This is a genomic window from Methylopila musalis (assembly GCF_042679725.1).
Classification (GTDB): domain Bacteria; phylum Pseudomonadota; class Alphaproteobacteria; order Rhizobiales; family Methylopilaceae; genus Methylopila; species Methylopila musalis.
In genome coordinates, this window is the sequence record NZ_JBHTMX010000082.1 from 1 (window position 1) to 12417 (window position 12417).

17 protein-coding genes and 1 tRNA gene are annotated in these 12417 nt (G+C 70.8%); 14 read left to right on the top strand and 4 right to left on the bottom strand.

Annotated elements, in window-relative coordinates; translation table 11 throughout:
* Both ACFQ4O_RS10205 and lgt read right to left on the bottom strand, forming a co-directional pair.
* On the bottom strand, positions 1-601 hold a 601-nt coding region (locus ACFQ4O_RS10205; RefSeq protein WP_378775588.1), incomplete at its 3' end, for an SAM-dependent methyltransferase.
* A complete protein-coding gene (lgt, locus tag ACFQ4O_RS10210) occupies positions 598-1416 on the bottom strand; it encodes a prolipoprotein diacylglyceryl transferase (RefSeq protein ID WP_378775589.1) in 819 nt (272 codons plus the stop codon). The genes lgt and ACFQ4O_RS10205, both read right to left, overlap by 4 nt.
* Before the next feature lie 256 nt (positions 1417-1672).
* Here lgt and ACFQ4O_RS10215 point away from each other — a divergent pair, with 256 nt between their 5' ends.
* Positions 1673-2650: a class I SAM-dependent methyltransferase gene (locus ACFQ4O_RS10215; protein WP_378775590.1), complete on the top strand. Its 978-nt coding sequence runs from the start codon at positions 1673-1675 to the stop codon at positions 2648-2650.
* Between the two features lie 7 nt (positions 2651-2657).
* On the opposite strand, the gene ACFQ4O_RS10220 is transcribed toward ACFQ4O_RS10215, so the two are convergent.
* Positions 2658-3236, bottom strand: coding sequence for a cytochrome b (locus ACFQ4O_RS10220; RefSeq protein WP_378775591.1), 579 nt, complete (start codon positions 3234-3236; stop codon positions 2658-2660).
* 2 nt (positions 3237-3238) lie between these two features.
* Complete coding sequence (locus ACFQ4O_RS10225) at positions 3239-3805, bottom strand: manganese efflux pump MntP (RefSeq protein WP_378775601.1); 567 nt, start codon at positions 3803-3805, stop codon at positions 3239-3241.
* Positions 3806-4083: 278 nt separating this feature from the next.
* Between ACFQ4O_RS10225 and ACFQ4O_RS10230 the strand changes: the two genes are divergently transcribed.
* From ACFQ4O_RS10230 to ACFQ4O_RS10290, 13 genes are all read left to right on the top strand, one after another.
* Positions 4084-4347 (top strand): accessory factor UbiK family protein, encoded by a 264-nt coding sequence (locus ACFQ4O_RS10230; protein WP_378775592.1) that lies wholly within the window; start codon positions 4084-4086, stop codon positions 4345-4347.
* A 205-nt stretch (positions 4348-4552) separates the two neighbouring features.
* Positions 4553-5053, top strand: a complete 501-nt coding sequence (locus ACFQ4O_RS10235) for a type III secretion system chaperone family protein (protein WP_271203419.1) — start codon at positions 4553-4555, stop codon at positions 5051-5053.
* Between the two features lie 18 nt (positions 5054-5071).
* Positions 5072-5911 carry a pyrroline-5-carboxylate reductase gene (gene proC, locus ACFQ4O_RS10240; RefSeq protein WP_378775593.1) on the top strand — a complete coding sequence of 280 codons (840 nt, stop codon included), beginning with the start codon at positions 5072-5074 and terminating at the stop codon, positions 5909-5911.
* 107 nt (positions 5912-6018) lie between these two features.
* Positions 6019-6447, top strand: coding sequence for a DUF2948 family protein (locus ACFQ4O_RS10245; protein ID WP_378775594.1), 429 nt, complete (start codon positions 6019-6021; stop codon positions 6445-6447).
* 5 nt (positions 6448-6452) lie between these two features.
* Complete coding sequence (gene hisD, locus ACFQ4O_RS10250) at positions 6453-7742, top strand: histidinol dehydrogenase (protein ID WP_378775595.1); 1290 nt, start codon at positions 6453-6455, stop codon at positions 7740-7742.
* A gap of 12 nt (positions 7743-7754) precedes the next feature.
* Entirely contained in the window at positions 7755-8246 is a 492-nt protein-coding gene (locus ACFQ4O_RS10255) for a UPF0262 family protein (protein ID WP_378775596.1), read from the top strand.
* Between the two features lie 45 nt (positions 8247-8291).
* Positions 8292-8708, top strand: coding sequence for an arsenate-mycothiol transferase ArsC (locus ACFQ4O_RS10260; RefSeq protein ID WP_378775602.1), 417 nt, complete (start codon positions 8292-8294; stop codon positions 8706-8708).
* A 126-nt stretch (positions 8709-8834) separates the two neighbouring features.
* Entirely contained in the window at positions 8835-9053 is a 219-nt protein-coding gene (gene infA / locus ACFQ4O_RS10265) for a translation initiation factor IF-1 (RefSeq protein ID WP_128777136.1), read from the top strand.
* A 42-nt stretch (positions 9054-9095) separates the two neighbouring features.
* A complete protein-coding gene (locus tag ACFQ4O_RS10270) occupies positions 9096-9719 on the top strand; it encodes a Maf family nucleotide pyrophosphatase (protein ID WP_378775597.1) in 624 nt (207 codons plus the stop codon).
* Between the two features lie 8 nt (positions 9720-9727).
* Complete coding sequence (yacG, locus tag ACFQ4O_RS10275) at positions 9728-9946, top strand: DNA gyrase inhibitor YacG (protein WP_378775598.1); 219 nt, start codon at positions 9728-9730, stop codon at positions 9944-9946.
* Between the two features lie 92 nt (positions 9947-10038).
* Positions 10039-10114, top strand: a tRNA-Phe gene (locus ACFQ4O_RS10280).
* Positions 10115-11213: 1099 nt separating this feature from the next.
* The gene (locus tag ACFQ4O_RS10285; RefSeq protein WP_378775599.1) at positions 11214-12122 is read left to right on the top strand and encodes a sulfite exporter TauE/SafE family protein; all 909 of its coding nucleotides are present in this window, start codon (positions 11214-11216) and stop codon (positions 12120-12122) included.
* 43 nt (positions 12123-12165) lie between these two features.
* Positions 12166-12417, top strand: a 252-nt coding sequence (locus ACFQ4O_RS10290) for a hypothetical protein (protein WP_378775600.1), incomplete at its 3' end; no start/stop codon positions are given.

A 12417-nucleotide genomic window follows, 5' to 3' on the forward strand; every position in this document is an offset into this window, starting at 1 on the left:
GGGGCAGGGACAGGTCGCGGGGCGCCGCCGCCGCGAGGCCGAAGGCGAGCCGGTCGCCGTCGAGGCCCACCAGCCGCTCCCGCCAGCCGCCGGGCGTCGCCACGAACTGGCGGATGGGAAGCGCGTCGAAGAACTCGTTCGCCAGCACGATGGCGGGCGTCCCGCCCAGCGCCTCGTCCACGGCGGAGGCGAAGCGTACGGGGACGCCCGCGCCGTCGAGCCGGGCGCGCTGGATCTCCCGCAGCGTCGGGCTGGTCTCCACCAGCGTGACGTTCATCGCCTCGCGGAAGCCGGGCAGGGCGCGCGCGGCGCGCAGCGCGTCCGCCATCAGCGTGCCGCGGCCGGGGCCGAGCTCCACCAGCGCCACCTGCGCCGGGCGCCCCATGCGCGCCCAGACCTCCGCGCACCAGAGCCCGAGCAGTTCGCCGAACATCTGGCTGATCTCGGGCGCGGTCACGAAGTCGCCTTGCGCGCCGAACGGGTCGCGCGTGGCGTAATAGCCGTGGACCGGATGGCCGAGGCACAGCGCCATGTAGCGGTCGACGCCGATCGGCCCTTCGCCCGCGACGATCTCCGCGATCTCGCGGGCGAGCGGCGTCATGCGAGGGGCGGCGAGCGCCGGGCGCGCACGATCAGCGCGAGGCCGAGCGCCAGCATGGGCAGCGACAGCAGCTGGCCCATGGTGCCGCCGAAGGCGAGGAAGCCGATCTGCGCGTCCGGCTCGCGGAACAGCTCGCCGATGATGCGCGCCACCGCGTAGCCCGCGAGGAACACGCCGCCCACGAGGCCCGGCCGCTTCAGCGCGCCCGAGCGCACGAGGATCTGCACCGCCACGAACAGCGCCACGCCTTCGAGCGCCGCCTGGTAGAGCTGGCTCGGATGCCGGGGCTCCGGTCCGCCGTGGGGGAACACCATGGCCCAGGGCGCGTCGGAGGCGCGGCCGAACAGCTCGCCGTTGATGAAGTTCGCGACCCGGCCGAAGAACAGGCCGATCGGCGCGACGGCGGTGGCGAGGTCGAACACCGGCAGCGCCGGCAGGCCGCGCGAGCGTCCGAAGGCCCAGGCCCCCAGCGCCGCGCCCGCGAGCCCGCCATGAAAGCTCATGCCGCCGTGCCAGACCTGCAGCGCCTCGATCGGATTCTCGAGGTAGTAGCCGGGGTTGTAGAACAGCACATAGCCGATCCGCCCGCCGAGGATGACGCCGAAGGCGACCCAGAGGATCAGGTCGTCCACATCGAGCGGCGACGGGCGGCGAACGTCGCCCCAGAGCGCGTCGTTCGCGGCGATGCGCTTGGCGAGCCACCAGCCGATCAGCAGTCCGGCCACATAGGCCAGCGCGTACCAGCGGATGGCGAGCGGCCCGACGGAGACCGCGATCGGGTCGATCATCGGGAAAGGAATGGCGAACAGCGGCATGGCGGCTCCGGCTGCGGACGCCGCCGTGATGGACGGGCGCCGCCGGGGCGTCAAGGCGCGGATCGGGCGCAGGCCCCGCCGCCGCCAGTTGACGTGGTCCGCGCAAGCGTCATTCTCGGCGCCGCATGGACGCGCCGCGTGTCCTTAAGGCATGTCGGTTCCGTCGTCGGGGGACGGCGCGACAGTCGGGTGGCGGCGCGTCGGTCGTTCGCCGCGCCCTTAAGACCTTGGGCCAAGCCTTGGATTCTTCCTCTTCATGGTGACGCGTCCCACTACGACGCGCGGCTCGGCCCGCGCGCCGCTGCCGCCGTGCCCGCTGACCGGCCGCCCCGCGCGGCGCGCGATCCACGGCGTGTCCGCCGGCGTGGTCGCGGACATCTGGCGCTTCGCGCAAGGGGTCGACGTCTCGGCCCTGTTTCAGGGCGTGGACCGCTTCACCCTGTACGAATCCGACACCGGCCTCGTGTTCTTCGAGCCGCGCATCGTGGGCGACGGGCTGTTCTATCGGGACTTCTACGCCCGGTGGGACATCCATCGCGGCCTCACCTACCGCTCCGACGATCGGCAGGATTTCGCCGCCGCCGCGCGCTTCGTGCCGGACGGCGCCACGGTGATCGACGTGGGCTGCGGCCCCGGCGCGTTCCGCCGCCATCTCGGCCACGCCCGCTTCGTGGGCCTCGACCCCTACGCCTCCGACGACGTGGACGACGCGGTGATCCGCGAGACGCTGGAGCACCACGCCGAACACAACCCGGAGCGCTACGACGTGGCCACCGCCTTCCACGTGATCGAGCACGTGCCGGACCCGCTCGCGCACGCCCGAAACATGGCGCGCATGCTGAAGCCCGGCGGCCTGCTGATCCTGGCCGCGCCGCTGCATCCCTCGCCGCTGACGGAGATCCCGAACCTGCCCATGAACATGCCGCCGCACCACGTCACGTGGTGGACGCCTGGCGCGTTCCGGGCGCTGGCGGAGGCCGCCGGGCTTGAGGTGGTTGAGGCCACGTCCCTGCCGGTCTCGCCGCATCAGGGACCCGTGCTGTGGATGCGGAAGTTCCTCGCGGTGCGCACCGACACGGCGCCGAACGAGCGCTACGTCGCCCATCGCTGGTCGTGGCACGCCTCGCTCGCGCTCGCCTACGTCCTCGGCAGGATCATGCACAGGATCAAGACCCTGCCCGCGCAGTCCGAGGACGTGGACGCCTTCCTGGTGGCCCGCAAGCCGCAGGCCTGAGATCCCGTCAGGCGGTCGCGGGCGGCCGGCCGAACATGCGGCCCACCATGCCGTCGCGCCAGACGAGCCCGTGCAGCAGCGCCGCCCCCACATGGGCGACGATCAGCGCGAGCAGGGTCCACGACATCGGCCCGTGCAGCGCGTCCACCACCGTCTTGACCGCCGGAATCGGCTCGCCGGTCGCGGGCACCACGGACAGGCCGTAGACCACCCAGCCCTCGCCCTTGGCGTAGACCCGGGCGAGGGCGACGCCGGGGATGGCGAACAGCAGCGCGTACATCAGCGCGTGGCTCGCCCGGGCGACGCGGCCGAGCACGCCGGCGTCATAGGCCGGGCGCCGCCGGGCGTTGGCGAGCGCCCAAGGGATGCGCGCCAGCATCAGCAGGAACACGCCGAGCCCCACCGGCCCGTGGGAGGCGACGCCGTAGATCGCGTTCAGCGTGGCGTTGTGCTCGCCAAGCACGCGATAGGCCAGCACCATGGCGAACTGCCACAGCACCAGCGTCGCCACCAGCGCGTGCAGCGCGCGCGAGATCCGGCCGTAGCCGGCGGGACGGTCGAGCAGGGTGAGCGCGGGGCAGGTCATGGTCAGGCCGACAGATGCTCCACAAGGATGGAGACGCCGAGGCCGATCAGCATCAGGCCGCCGGCCATCTCGGCGTAGCGCCCGAAGCGCTCGCCGATGACGCGGCTCGCCAGCATGCCGCCGGTGGACATCACCATGGTCGTGGCGCCGATGGCGAGGGCGATCACCAGGATGTTCACCTCGAGGAAGGCGAGCGACACGCCGACCGCCATGGCGTCGAGGCTGGTGCCGATCGCGGTCGCGAGCAGCACCCCGAGCGAACGGGCGGGCCGCGCGTCCGGCTCCGCCCCGTCGGCGCGCCGCAGCGCCTCCGCGAACATGCGCCCGCCGACCGCGCCGAGCAGGCCGAAGGCGATCCAGTGGTCGAACGCCTGCACGTACTGGCTGGCGGCGACGCCCGCCGCCCAGCCGATCAGCGGCGTGATCGCCTCGACCACGCCGAACACCACGCCGGTGCGCGCGGCCTCCGCCAGACTGGGACGGCCCATGGCCGCGCCGCGCCCGAGCGACGCGATGAGCGCGTCGATGGACATGCCGATGGCCAGAAGCACGATGGCGTAGGAAGACATGGCGAACCCGGTGCGAGACGAGACGGTCAACACGGCTCGTAACGACGGCGTCCTCCCGCGTCAATTCAGGATTGAACGTTGATAATGCGAATGATTTTCATCACGTTGCTGTTGAAAACAAGAACCATTTTAGATGAGATCGATTGTGGGTGGCGGCGCCGCGACGAAGCGCGTGGCGCCCGGCTGTAGCCCGGTCTGGCCGTCGCCCGGTCTTGCGGCGGCCGGCGCTGTGGGCCACATGAAGGCGGCGACATCCGCGCGCTGGAGACACCACACCCATGACCGAGCCCCGTGGCCGCGTGTTCGACGAGATCGGACGCCTGATGACCGACGCCGCCGGCGCCGCTTCCGGCGTGCGCCGGGAGGTGGAGACCATCGTGCGCGCGCAGGCGAACCGCATCCTCTCCGAGCTTGATCTGGTGCGCCGGGACGAGTTCGAGGCCGTGCGCGCCATGGCCGAGAAGGCCCGGCTGGAGAACGAGCGGCTGGAGGCGCGCCTCGCCGCGCTCGAAGCCAAGGCCGCCGCGCCGGGCGAGCCCTAGCCGTAAGACCCGGGACGCGCCGTTCGGGGGAGTGTGCAGCGCGGCGGAAGTCGCCCTATACTTCTGACGGTGGCTCGAATCGGATCGCGCTCCGCGCGGACGCTGCGAGCCTCGGCATGCGGTCCGCGCCCCATTGGGGCGGTCCGCAGGTCACGCCCGACGTCGTTCCCATGCCCGCGCCAGGGCCCCACCCCGGGAGGAGCTGATGGCTCTCATCGACGTGGACGCCGATCGTCAGGCCCATCCTGTCGACATGATCGAACGCATCGCGACGGCGAACGACTGGTCCTTTGACCGGTCGGACGACGACGAGATCACGATCTCCGTCGACGGCTCATGGACCGACTACCATGTGTCCCTCACATGGATGGACGATCTGGAGTCCCTTCATCTCGCCTGCGCCTTCGACCTCAAGGTTCCCGATCGCCGCAAGGCGGAGGTGCATCAGCTGCTGACGCTCATCAACGAGCAGATGTGGCTCGGCCATTTCGACCTGTGGAGCAAGGAGGGCGTGGTGATGTACCGGCATTCCCTGCTGCTCAGCGGCGGGGCCGAGGCGAGCGTCCCTCAATGCGAAGCGCTGCTTCAGGCCGCCCTCGAAGCCTGCGAGCGCCACTATCAGGCGTTCCAGTTCGTGGTGTGGGCCGGCAAGAGCGCGACGGAGGCCATGGAGGTGGTGGCTTTCGACACGGTGGGGGAGGCGTGAGGTTCCGGTGATCCGTTCATGACCGCGCACTCCGTCGGGCCGCTCCAACCGGGCGGCCCGATCGTTCTGATCGGCGCCGGCAAGATGGGCGGCGCCCTGCTGGAAGGATGGCTCGCGGGCGGGCTCGATCCCGCGCTCGCCGCCGTCGTCGATCCGGGACTGCCGCCTGACGCCAAGGCCGCGTTCAAACGTCGCGGCGTCCGGACGTCCCCCGACCCCGACACGATCGCAGCCCCCGCCGCGGTGGTGCTGGCGGTGAAGCCGCAGATGGTCGCCGAGGCGCTGCCCGTCGCGGCCCGGTTCATGGCGCCTGGCGCGGTGCTGGTCTCCGTGCTCGCGGGCGTCACCGCGACGCGGCTCGCCGCCGGCCTGCCGGACGGGGCCGCCGTGGTGCGCGCCATGCCCAACACGCCCGACGCCATCGCCCGGGGCGTCACCGGCGCCGTGGCGGCTGCGACCGTCACGCCGGCCCAGAAGGCGCTCGCCGACGCGCTGCTGAAGGCGGGCGGGCAGGTGGAGTGGCTGGACGACGAGGGCCTGATCGACGCCGTGACCGGCGTCTCCGGCTCTGGCCCGGCCTATGTGTTCCTGCTGGCGGAGGCGCTGGCCGAGGCCGGCGTCAAGGCCGGCCTGCCGGCGGATCTCGCGGGTCGACTCGCCCGCGCCACGGTGGAGGGAGCGGGCGAGCTGCTGCGCCGTTCGCCCGAGACGCCCGAGACCCTGCGCCGCAACGTCACGTCGCCCAACGGCACCACCGCCGCGGCGCTCGCCGTTCTGATGGCGGACGACGGGTTCGCGCCGCTGCTGACGCGCGCGGTCGCGGCCGCGACCGACCGGTCACGCGAGCTCGCTGGCTAAGCTTCGTCGCGCGGCCGGTTGCCGAGCGCGACGCCGGCCGCTACCTGTGCGGACGGTCGCGCCGTCCGTGCGGCCGCCCGCTGTCCGGCCCGCCTTCGAGCGTTCAGATGACCCAGCCTTCCGACGCCCCCCTCAAGCTGATCGCGCTCGACGCCGAAGACCTCGCGGTGCTGTCGGCGCATCTGCAGGACACCACGCTCAAGGTGCGGGATCTGGTCTATCTGCCCGGCGAGCGCCGCTTCGCTTTCGTGGGCGACCGGCTGAACCGCCTGTGCGACCCGACCTCGCGGCGGCGCGCGGCGGCGCATTTCGACCGCGTCACCGCCGTTCGCGCGCGGGGCGTCGACCGGACCACGCCGGACGCGGAGCTTGAGCTTCTCGTCGTGGCCTTCACGCCGAAGGAGGAGCCTTCGGGCGTGATCGAACTGCATTTCGCGGGCGGCGCCTGCCTGCAGCTGGAGGTGGAGTGCGTCGAGGCGCAGGCCGCCGACCTCGGCCCGGCGACGCCGGCCGCCCTCCCGAGCATCAAGGACTGACGCGCATGGCCATTCGTCTTTCGGCGCTGGACGCGGATTTCGACGCCCGCTTCGACGCCCTGCTCGCCGCCAAGCGCGAGGTGTCCGAGGACGTGGACCAGGCGGTCGCCGCCATTCTGGCCGAGGTGCGCGCCCGGGGCGACGCCGCGCTGATTGATCTGTCGGCCCGCTTCGACCGGGTCGATCTCGCGGCGCTCGGCCTCAAGGTGACGCCGGCCGAACTCGACGCCGCCGAGGCCGAGTGCGACCCGGAGACGCTCGCCGCGCTCGCCTTCGCCCGCGACCGGATCGAGGCGCATCACCGCCGCCAGCTTCCCGCGGACGAGACCTATCACGACCCGATCGGCGTCGAGCTCGGCCACCGCTGGCGCGCGGTGGACAGCGTCGGGCTCTATGTGCCCGGCGGCACCGCGGCCTATCCGTCCTCGGTGCTGATGAACGCCGTGCCGGCGAAGGTCGCGGGCGTGGAGCGGGTGGTGATGGTGGTGCCTGCGCCGGACGGGCGCATCGCGCCGCTGGTTCTGGCGGCGGCCAAGCTCGCCGGCGTGGACGAGGTGTTCCGCATCGGCGGCGCGCAGGCGGTGGGCGCGCTCGCCTACGGCACCGAGACGGTGCGGCCGGTCTCCAAGATCGTCGGGCCCGGCAACGCCTATGTGGCGGCCGCCAAGCGCCGGGTGTTCGGCACGGTCGGCATCGACATGATCGCCGGCCCGTCCGAGGTGCTGGTCATCGCCGACGGAACCGGCAACCCGGACTGGATCGCCGCCGACCTGCTGGCCCAGGCCGAGCACGACGCCTCGGCCCAGTCGCTGCTCATCACCAACGACGAGGGCCTCGCCGCCGCGGTGGTGGCCGCGGTGGAGCGCCAGCTCGCCGTGCTGCCCCGCCGCGAGATCGCCGGCGCGAGCTGGCGCGATTTCGGCGCGGTGATCGTGGTGCGCGACATCCTGGACGCCGTCCCGCTCGCCGACCGCATCGCGGCCGAGCATCTGGAGATCGTGGCGGAAAACGAGGACGAGATCGCTGACCGCGTGCGCCACGCCGGCGCTCTGTTCCTCGGGGCCCACACGCCGGAGGCGATCGGCGATTACGTGGGCGGCTCGAACCACGTGCTGCCCACCGCCCGCACGGCGCGCTTCGCCTCCGGGCTCGGCGTCATCGACTTCCTGAAGCGCACATCGATCCTGCGCTGCGGGCCGGAGCAGCTGAAGGCGCTCGGCGGCGCCGCGATCCGCCTCGGCGAGGCCGAGGGGCTGACCGCGCACGCGCGCTCGGTCGCGATCCGCATGAACTGAGCCCGCCGCCCCATGACCGCCCCCGCCCGCGATCCCGTCCGGAAGCTCGTCGCCGTCACCATCGACGAAGCGTCGATCGGGCGCGCCGCGCCGGAGGTGGAGCACGAGCGGCAGATCGCGATCTACGACCTGATCGAGGACAACGCCTTCGCGCCGCGCGAGGCGGGGGAGGGGCCGTTCGCGCTGCTGATCGGCCTCGTGGACCGCAAGCTGGCGCTGAACGTGACCCGCGCCGCCGACGGCGCGGCGGTGGTGACGCATTTCCTGTCGCTCACGCCCTTCATGAAAATTCTGAAGGACTACTTCCTCGTCTGCGAGAGCTACTATTCCGCCATCCGCAGCGCCTCGCCGAGCCAGATCGAGGCGATCGACATGGGCCGCCGCGGCCTGCACAACGAGGGGGCGCAGGTGCTGGCGGAGCGGCTGAGGGACAAGATCGAGATCGACCACGACACCGCGCGCCGTCTGTTCACGCTGATCGCGGCCCTGAGCTGGAAGGGTTGACGCTTGAGCGACGGCGGCGCCGGCCGCCCCCAGTCCGTTCTCTTCATGTGCGGCCAGAACGTGATCCGCTCCGTCATGGCCGAGGTGCTGGCGCGCCACTACTTCGGCCGCTCGCTCTATGTGGCCTCCGCCGGCGTCCGGCCGGGCGAGAACGACCCGTTCGTGGCCGCGGCCCTCGATGAGCTCGGCCTCGACATGGGCAAGCACCGACCGCATTCGCTCGAAGACCTCGAGGACCTGAACTTCGACCTGATCGTCACGCTCGCGCCCGAGGCGCACCACGCCGCGCTCGAGCTGACGCGCCGCCTACCGCTGGAGGTGGAGTACTGGCCCACCATGGACCCCTCGCTCGCCCATGGCGGCTCGCGCGAGCAGGTGATGGACGCCTACCGCGCCGTGCGCGACGGTCTGGTGGACCGCATCCGGGACCGGTTCCGTTACGCCGCGCCCGCGCGCGTGTGAGGCCCTCGCGCCGCGCGAGTTGTGGAACTTCATGGATTCCGGTATCACCCACGCATTCTGACCGTATTCAAGCGCGGCCGCGTCCCCCTTGCGGGACCGTCGGCCGTCCTCACCTGTCGAGACCACATGTCGAAAGAAGAACTGCTGGAGTTTCCGGGCACCGTCATCGAGCTTCTGCCCAACGCCACCTTCCGCGTGAAGCTCGAGAACGACCACGAGATCATCGCCCATACCGCGGGCCGCATGCGCAAGAACCGCATCCGCGTGCTCGCCGGCGACAAGATTCTGGTGGAGATGACGCCCTACGACCTGACCAAGGGCCGCATCACCTACCGCTTCAAGTAATCGCGTGACGGCCGGTCGCCGGCCGGTCGGAGTGGCCTTGAGATGACCGAACCGCTGAAGCTGGTGCTCGCCTCCGCGAGCCCGCGGCGTCTCGCGCTGCTGGAGCAGATCGGCGTGACGCCGGACGCCCTGCTGCCGGCCTCCGTGGACGAGACGCCCGAGCGCAACGAGCGCCCGCGCACGCTGGCGCTGCGTCTCGCCGAAGCCAAGACCCGCGCCGGCGCGCGGCTCGCGGCCCAGGATCCCGCCCTCGCCAACGCGCTGGTGCTCGGCGCCGACACCGTGGTCGCGGTCGGGCGGCGCATTCTCCCCAAGCCCGAGAGCGAGGACGAGGCCGCCGACTGCCTGCGGCTGCTGTCGGGCCGCGCCCACCGGGTGGAGACCGCGATCTGCGTCACCACCCGCAAGGGCGCGCTGCGCAGCCGTCTGGTGGAGACGCGGGTGCGCTTCCGCCGGCTCTCCGAATCGGAGATCGCGGCCTACATCCAGTCGGGCGAATGGCGCGGCAAGGCGGGCGGCTACGCCATCCAGGGCCTTGCGGGCGCCTTCGTCGCCAAGCTCTCCGGCTCCTATGGCGCGGTGGTGGGGCTGCCGCTGTGCGAAACCGCGAATCTCCTCACCGGAGAGGGCTACCCGCTCCACCGCGGCTGGACCGCGACGGCGTGACGGCGGCCATGGGCGACGACGCGCGACCGCCGCAGGACGACCGCCGCCGCGCCCCGCGGCCGTGCCCGATCTGTCAGGCCATGTCCCTGCCGAAGCACCATCCGTTCTGCTCCCAGCGCTGCGCCGACGTGGACCTGTCGCGCTGGCTGAAGGGCGTCTACGCCGTCCCCGCGCGCGAGGACGACGAGGCGGAAAACGGCCCGGACAAGAATGACGACGGCCTGTGAATTACGTCGCGCGACTCGCTGGACAGACCCCGCGCGACTTCCTATAAGGCGGCTCTCCCGCGGAACATGACGCTTCCGCACAAGGGAAACCCGCCCGGGTAGCTCAGTTGGTAGAGCAGCGGATTGAAAATCCGCGTGTCGGTGGTTCGAATCCGCCCCCGGGCACCATCACTTCAAAACGCCGTTGATATCGCTGCGTTTTTTAGCGTTTCTTCCCCACCTTTTTGCGCCTGTTCCCGAACGTGGGAAAGTCTCGCTCGGTCGGTCCGCGGCGAGGGCCGTCATAGAGCGGGTGATGCTGCATTGTATTGTACGGATGAAGTAATAATATTGATTTGATGTGATGATTCTCGTCTTGATCAAGCTGGTATGATCTAAAGTACATTTAACCTCTAGTAAGTTACTATTGCCATGTCGGCGCTGCGCGTCTTCTGCCGATGGCCGCCTGTCGCTGTAATCGCCTTCGCCGCCGCGCCGGACGATCCATGAGCGGATCGGTGAGCGCCTCACTGTCATCGGCGGTGTGGCTCTCGGCGAACGCATGATGCGGGCGAAACCGCTGCGAGGCCCTTCGCCCCGTTGGCGCATCGGCATACCTGCGACGGCCACCGGCGTCGCGACGGTCTTCGGCTTATGCGCTCGATGGCTTTCTTCTTTCGGCGCTTGGTCTCCTCAAGCTCCTTGAGCCAGACGCGTGGCCTCGGACCCTGACGACAGTTGAGAACCATCGTGCCGCCGCAGCGCGATCGGCTTGTCCGCGCCGCCCGCGCTTCTGTCCCGGCGATCTCCACCTCGGTTGCTGCCGGTCGGTCGCTTATCGACGAGCGGCCTCCGCGTACCGTCGCCTGGCTCCGGCGCGATGAACGCTGTGGAGGGCAGGGGCGGCGCCGACGTGATGGCTAGACCATCACCGCGCCGAGCGGGACGGCCGGACAGGACGCGCGGCAGGTTGTCTTTCGAAGAGCAAGCGCGTTTTCGGCGTGCAAGCCCCCCGCGCCCGGCGGTGGTGTCTCGCGCCGGCCCGGCGCAGTTTGCCAAGATGACGACGATCGGCGGGCGAGGCTGGCCGAAAAGATATCCCCACGTCGTTCTCATAATTCTATCGAAAATATAGAATTAGTTTGACCCGAGATGACGTTTGCGTAACCATGCTGTGATCGCCGCTGAGGGGGCGCGGTGATCGGGTGGCGTGAACGCGCAGGGCTTTTCGGCTCCGGCGGCGGATTCCCCCGTTTTCGTTTGACGGCCTCCAGGCAACGGGGTCTCCATGTCTTCTTCCGACGTATCCACCGCCACTCCAGACGGGCAGGCTCGCTTGGTTCGCATCGGCGTTCTCGCCGCTTTGGCGCTGGTCGTGGCGGGCATCGCCATCGGCCTCTGGCTCGCGCCGATCGACTGGGAGGCCGCGCCGGCCGAGATCAGCGCCGGCCTCGTTTCGCGCGGGTTCTGGACGGCGGTCGCGGTCGGTCTGTTCGCGCAGATCGTCGACGGCGCGCTGGGCATGGCCTATGGCGTGACCTCGACCACCTTCCTGCTCTCCACCGGCGTTCCGCCGGCCGCCGCCTCCGCCTCGGTGCACATCGCCGAGATCTTCACCACCGGCTTCTCGGGCCTGTCGCACTGGAAGCTCGGCAACGTGAACGGCAAGCTGTTCCGCCGCCTGCTCATCCCGGGGATCATCGGCGCGGTCGCGGGCGCCTATCTGGTGACGACCCTGGACGGCGACCTGCTGAAGCCGTGGATCTCGGTCTATCTGCTGCTGATCGGCCTCTACATCATCAGCAAGGCGTTCCGCGCCATCCGCATCCGCACCGAGCCGCCGACCTACATCGCGCCGCTCGCCGTCACCGGCGGCTTCGTGGACGCGGTGGGCGGCGGCGGCTGGGGGCCGGTCGTCACCACCTCGCTGCTCGGCTCGGGCCAGGACCCGCGCACCACGATCGGCTCGGTCAACGCGGCGGAGTTCTTCCTGGCGCTCGCCAGCGGCGTCTCCTTCGCGCTGCTCGGCGGCTTCACCCACTGGACCACGATCGCCGGCCTCGTCTTCGGCGGCCTGTTCGCGGCGCCCTTCGCCGCCCTGCTCGTGAGGAAGCTTCCGGCCCGCGTGCTGCTGATCATCGTCGGCGTGCTGATCACCTCGCTCAGCCTCTGGAACCTGTGGAAGGTCTTCGCGTGACGTCTGCGAATGTGAGCACTGAAAAGACCGTGGAGCGGCGCCGTTGAGCGCCGCTCCTGTCGTGCGGATCGCCCCCGGCCCGGACGGGGTGTCGATCTGGAGCCGCAATCTGTTTCAGGGGCCGGTCACGCCGGAGCTTCGGGCCTTTATCGGCCGCTCCTTCGTGGTGGAGGACGTCCGGGGCGTCGAAATCCAGCGCCGCAACGGCTTCGGGCGCATCCGCTACGGCGCGGCGCGCGACGCCGCGGCGCTGTGGCGCCGCCTCAGCCGCGCGCTGCGGGGCCTGAGCGAGGAG

What these genes read in the sequence shown, in the direction of transcription:
- ACFQ4O_RS10230 (WP_378775592.1), top strand. Translation starts at nt 4,084, where the DNA reads ATGACCGAGCCCCGTGGCCGCGTGTTCGACGAGATCGGACGCCTGATG.
- ACFQ4O_RS10255 (WP_378775596.1), top strand. Translation starts at nt 7,755, where the DNA reads ATGACCGCCCCCGCCCGCGATCCCGTCCGGAAGCTCGTCGCCGTCACC.
- ACFQ4O_RS10260 (WP_378775602.1), top strand. Translation starts at nt 8,292, where the DNA reads ATGTGCGGCCAGAACGTGATCCGCTCCGTCATGGCCGAGGTGCTGGCG.
- lgt (WP_378775589.1), bottom strand. Translation starts at nt 1,416, where the DNA reads ATGCCGCTGTTCGCCATTCCTTTCCCGATGATCGACCCGATCGCGGTC.
- hisD (WP_378775595.1), top strand. Translation starts at nt 6,453, where the DNA reads ATGGCCATTCGTCTTTCGGCGCTGGACGCGGATTTCGACGCCCGCTTC.
- ACFQ4O_RS10285 (WP_378775599.1), top strand. Translation starts at nt 11,214, where the DNA reads ATGTCTTCTTCCGACGTATCCACCGCCACTCCAGACGGGCAGGCTCGC.
- proC (WP_378775593.1), top strand. Translation starts at nt 5,072, where the DNA reads ATGACCGCGCACTCCGTCGGGCCGCTCCAACCGGGCGGCCCGATCGTT.
- ACFQ4O_RS10270 (WP_378775597.1), top strand. Translation starts at nt 9,096, where the DNA reads ATGACCGAACCGCTGAAGCTGGTGCTCGCCTCCGCGAGCCCGCGGCGT.
- ACFQ4O_RS10225 (WP_378775601.1), bottom strand. Translation starts at nt 3,805, where the DNA reads ATGTCTTCCTACGCCATCGTGCTTCTGGCCATCGGCATGTCCATCGAC.
- ACFQ4O_RS10215 (WP_378775590.1), top strand. Translation starts at nt 1,673, where the DNA reads ATGGTGACGCGTCCCACTACGACGCGCGGCTCGGCCCGCGCGCCGCTG.
- yacG (WP_378775598.1), top strand. Translation starts at nt 9,728, where the DNA reads ATGGGCGACGACGCGCGACCGCCGCAGGACGACCGCCGCCGCGCCCCG.
- ACFQ4O_RS10220 (WP_378775591.1), bottom strand. Translation starts at nt 3,236, where the DNA reads ATGACCTGCCCCGCGCTCACCCTGCTCGACCGTCCCGCCGGCTACGGC.
- ACFQ4O_RS10235 (WP_271203419.1), top strand. Translation starts at nt 4,553, where the DNA reads ATGGCTCTCATCGACGTGGACGCCGATCGTCAGGCCCATCCTGTCGAC.
- infA (WP_128777136.1), top strand. Translation starts at nt 8,835, where the DNA reads ATGTCGAAAGAAGAACTGCTGGAGTTTCCGGGCACCGTCATCGAGCTT.
- ACFQ4O_RS10245 (WP_378775594.1), top strand. Translation starts at nt 6,019, where the DNA reads ATGACCCAGCCTTCCGACGCCCCCCTCAAGCTGATCGCGCTCGACGCC.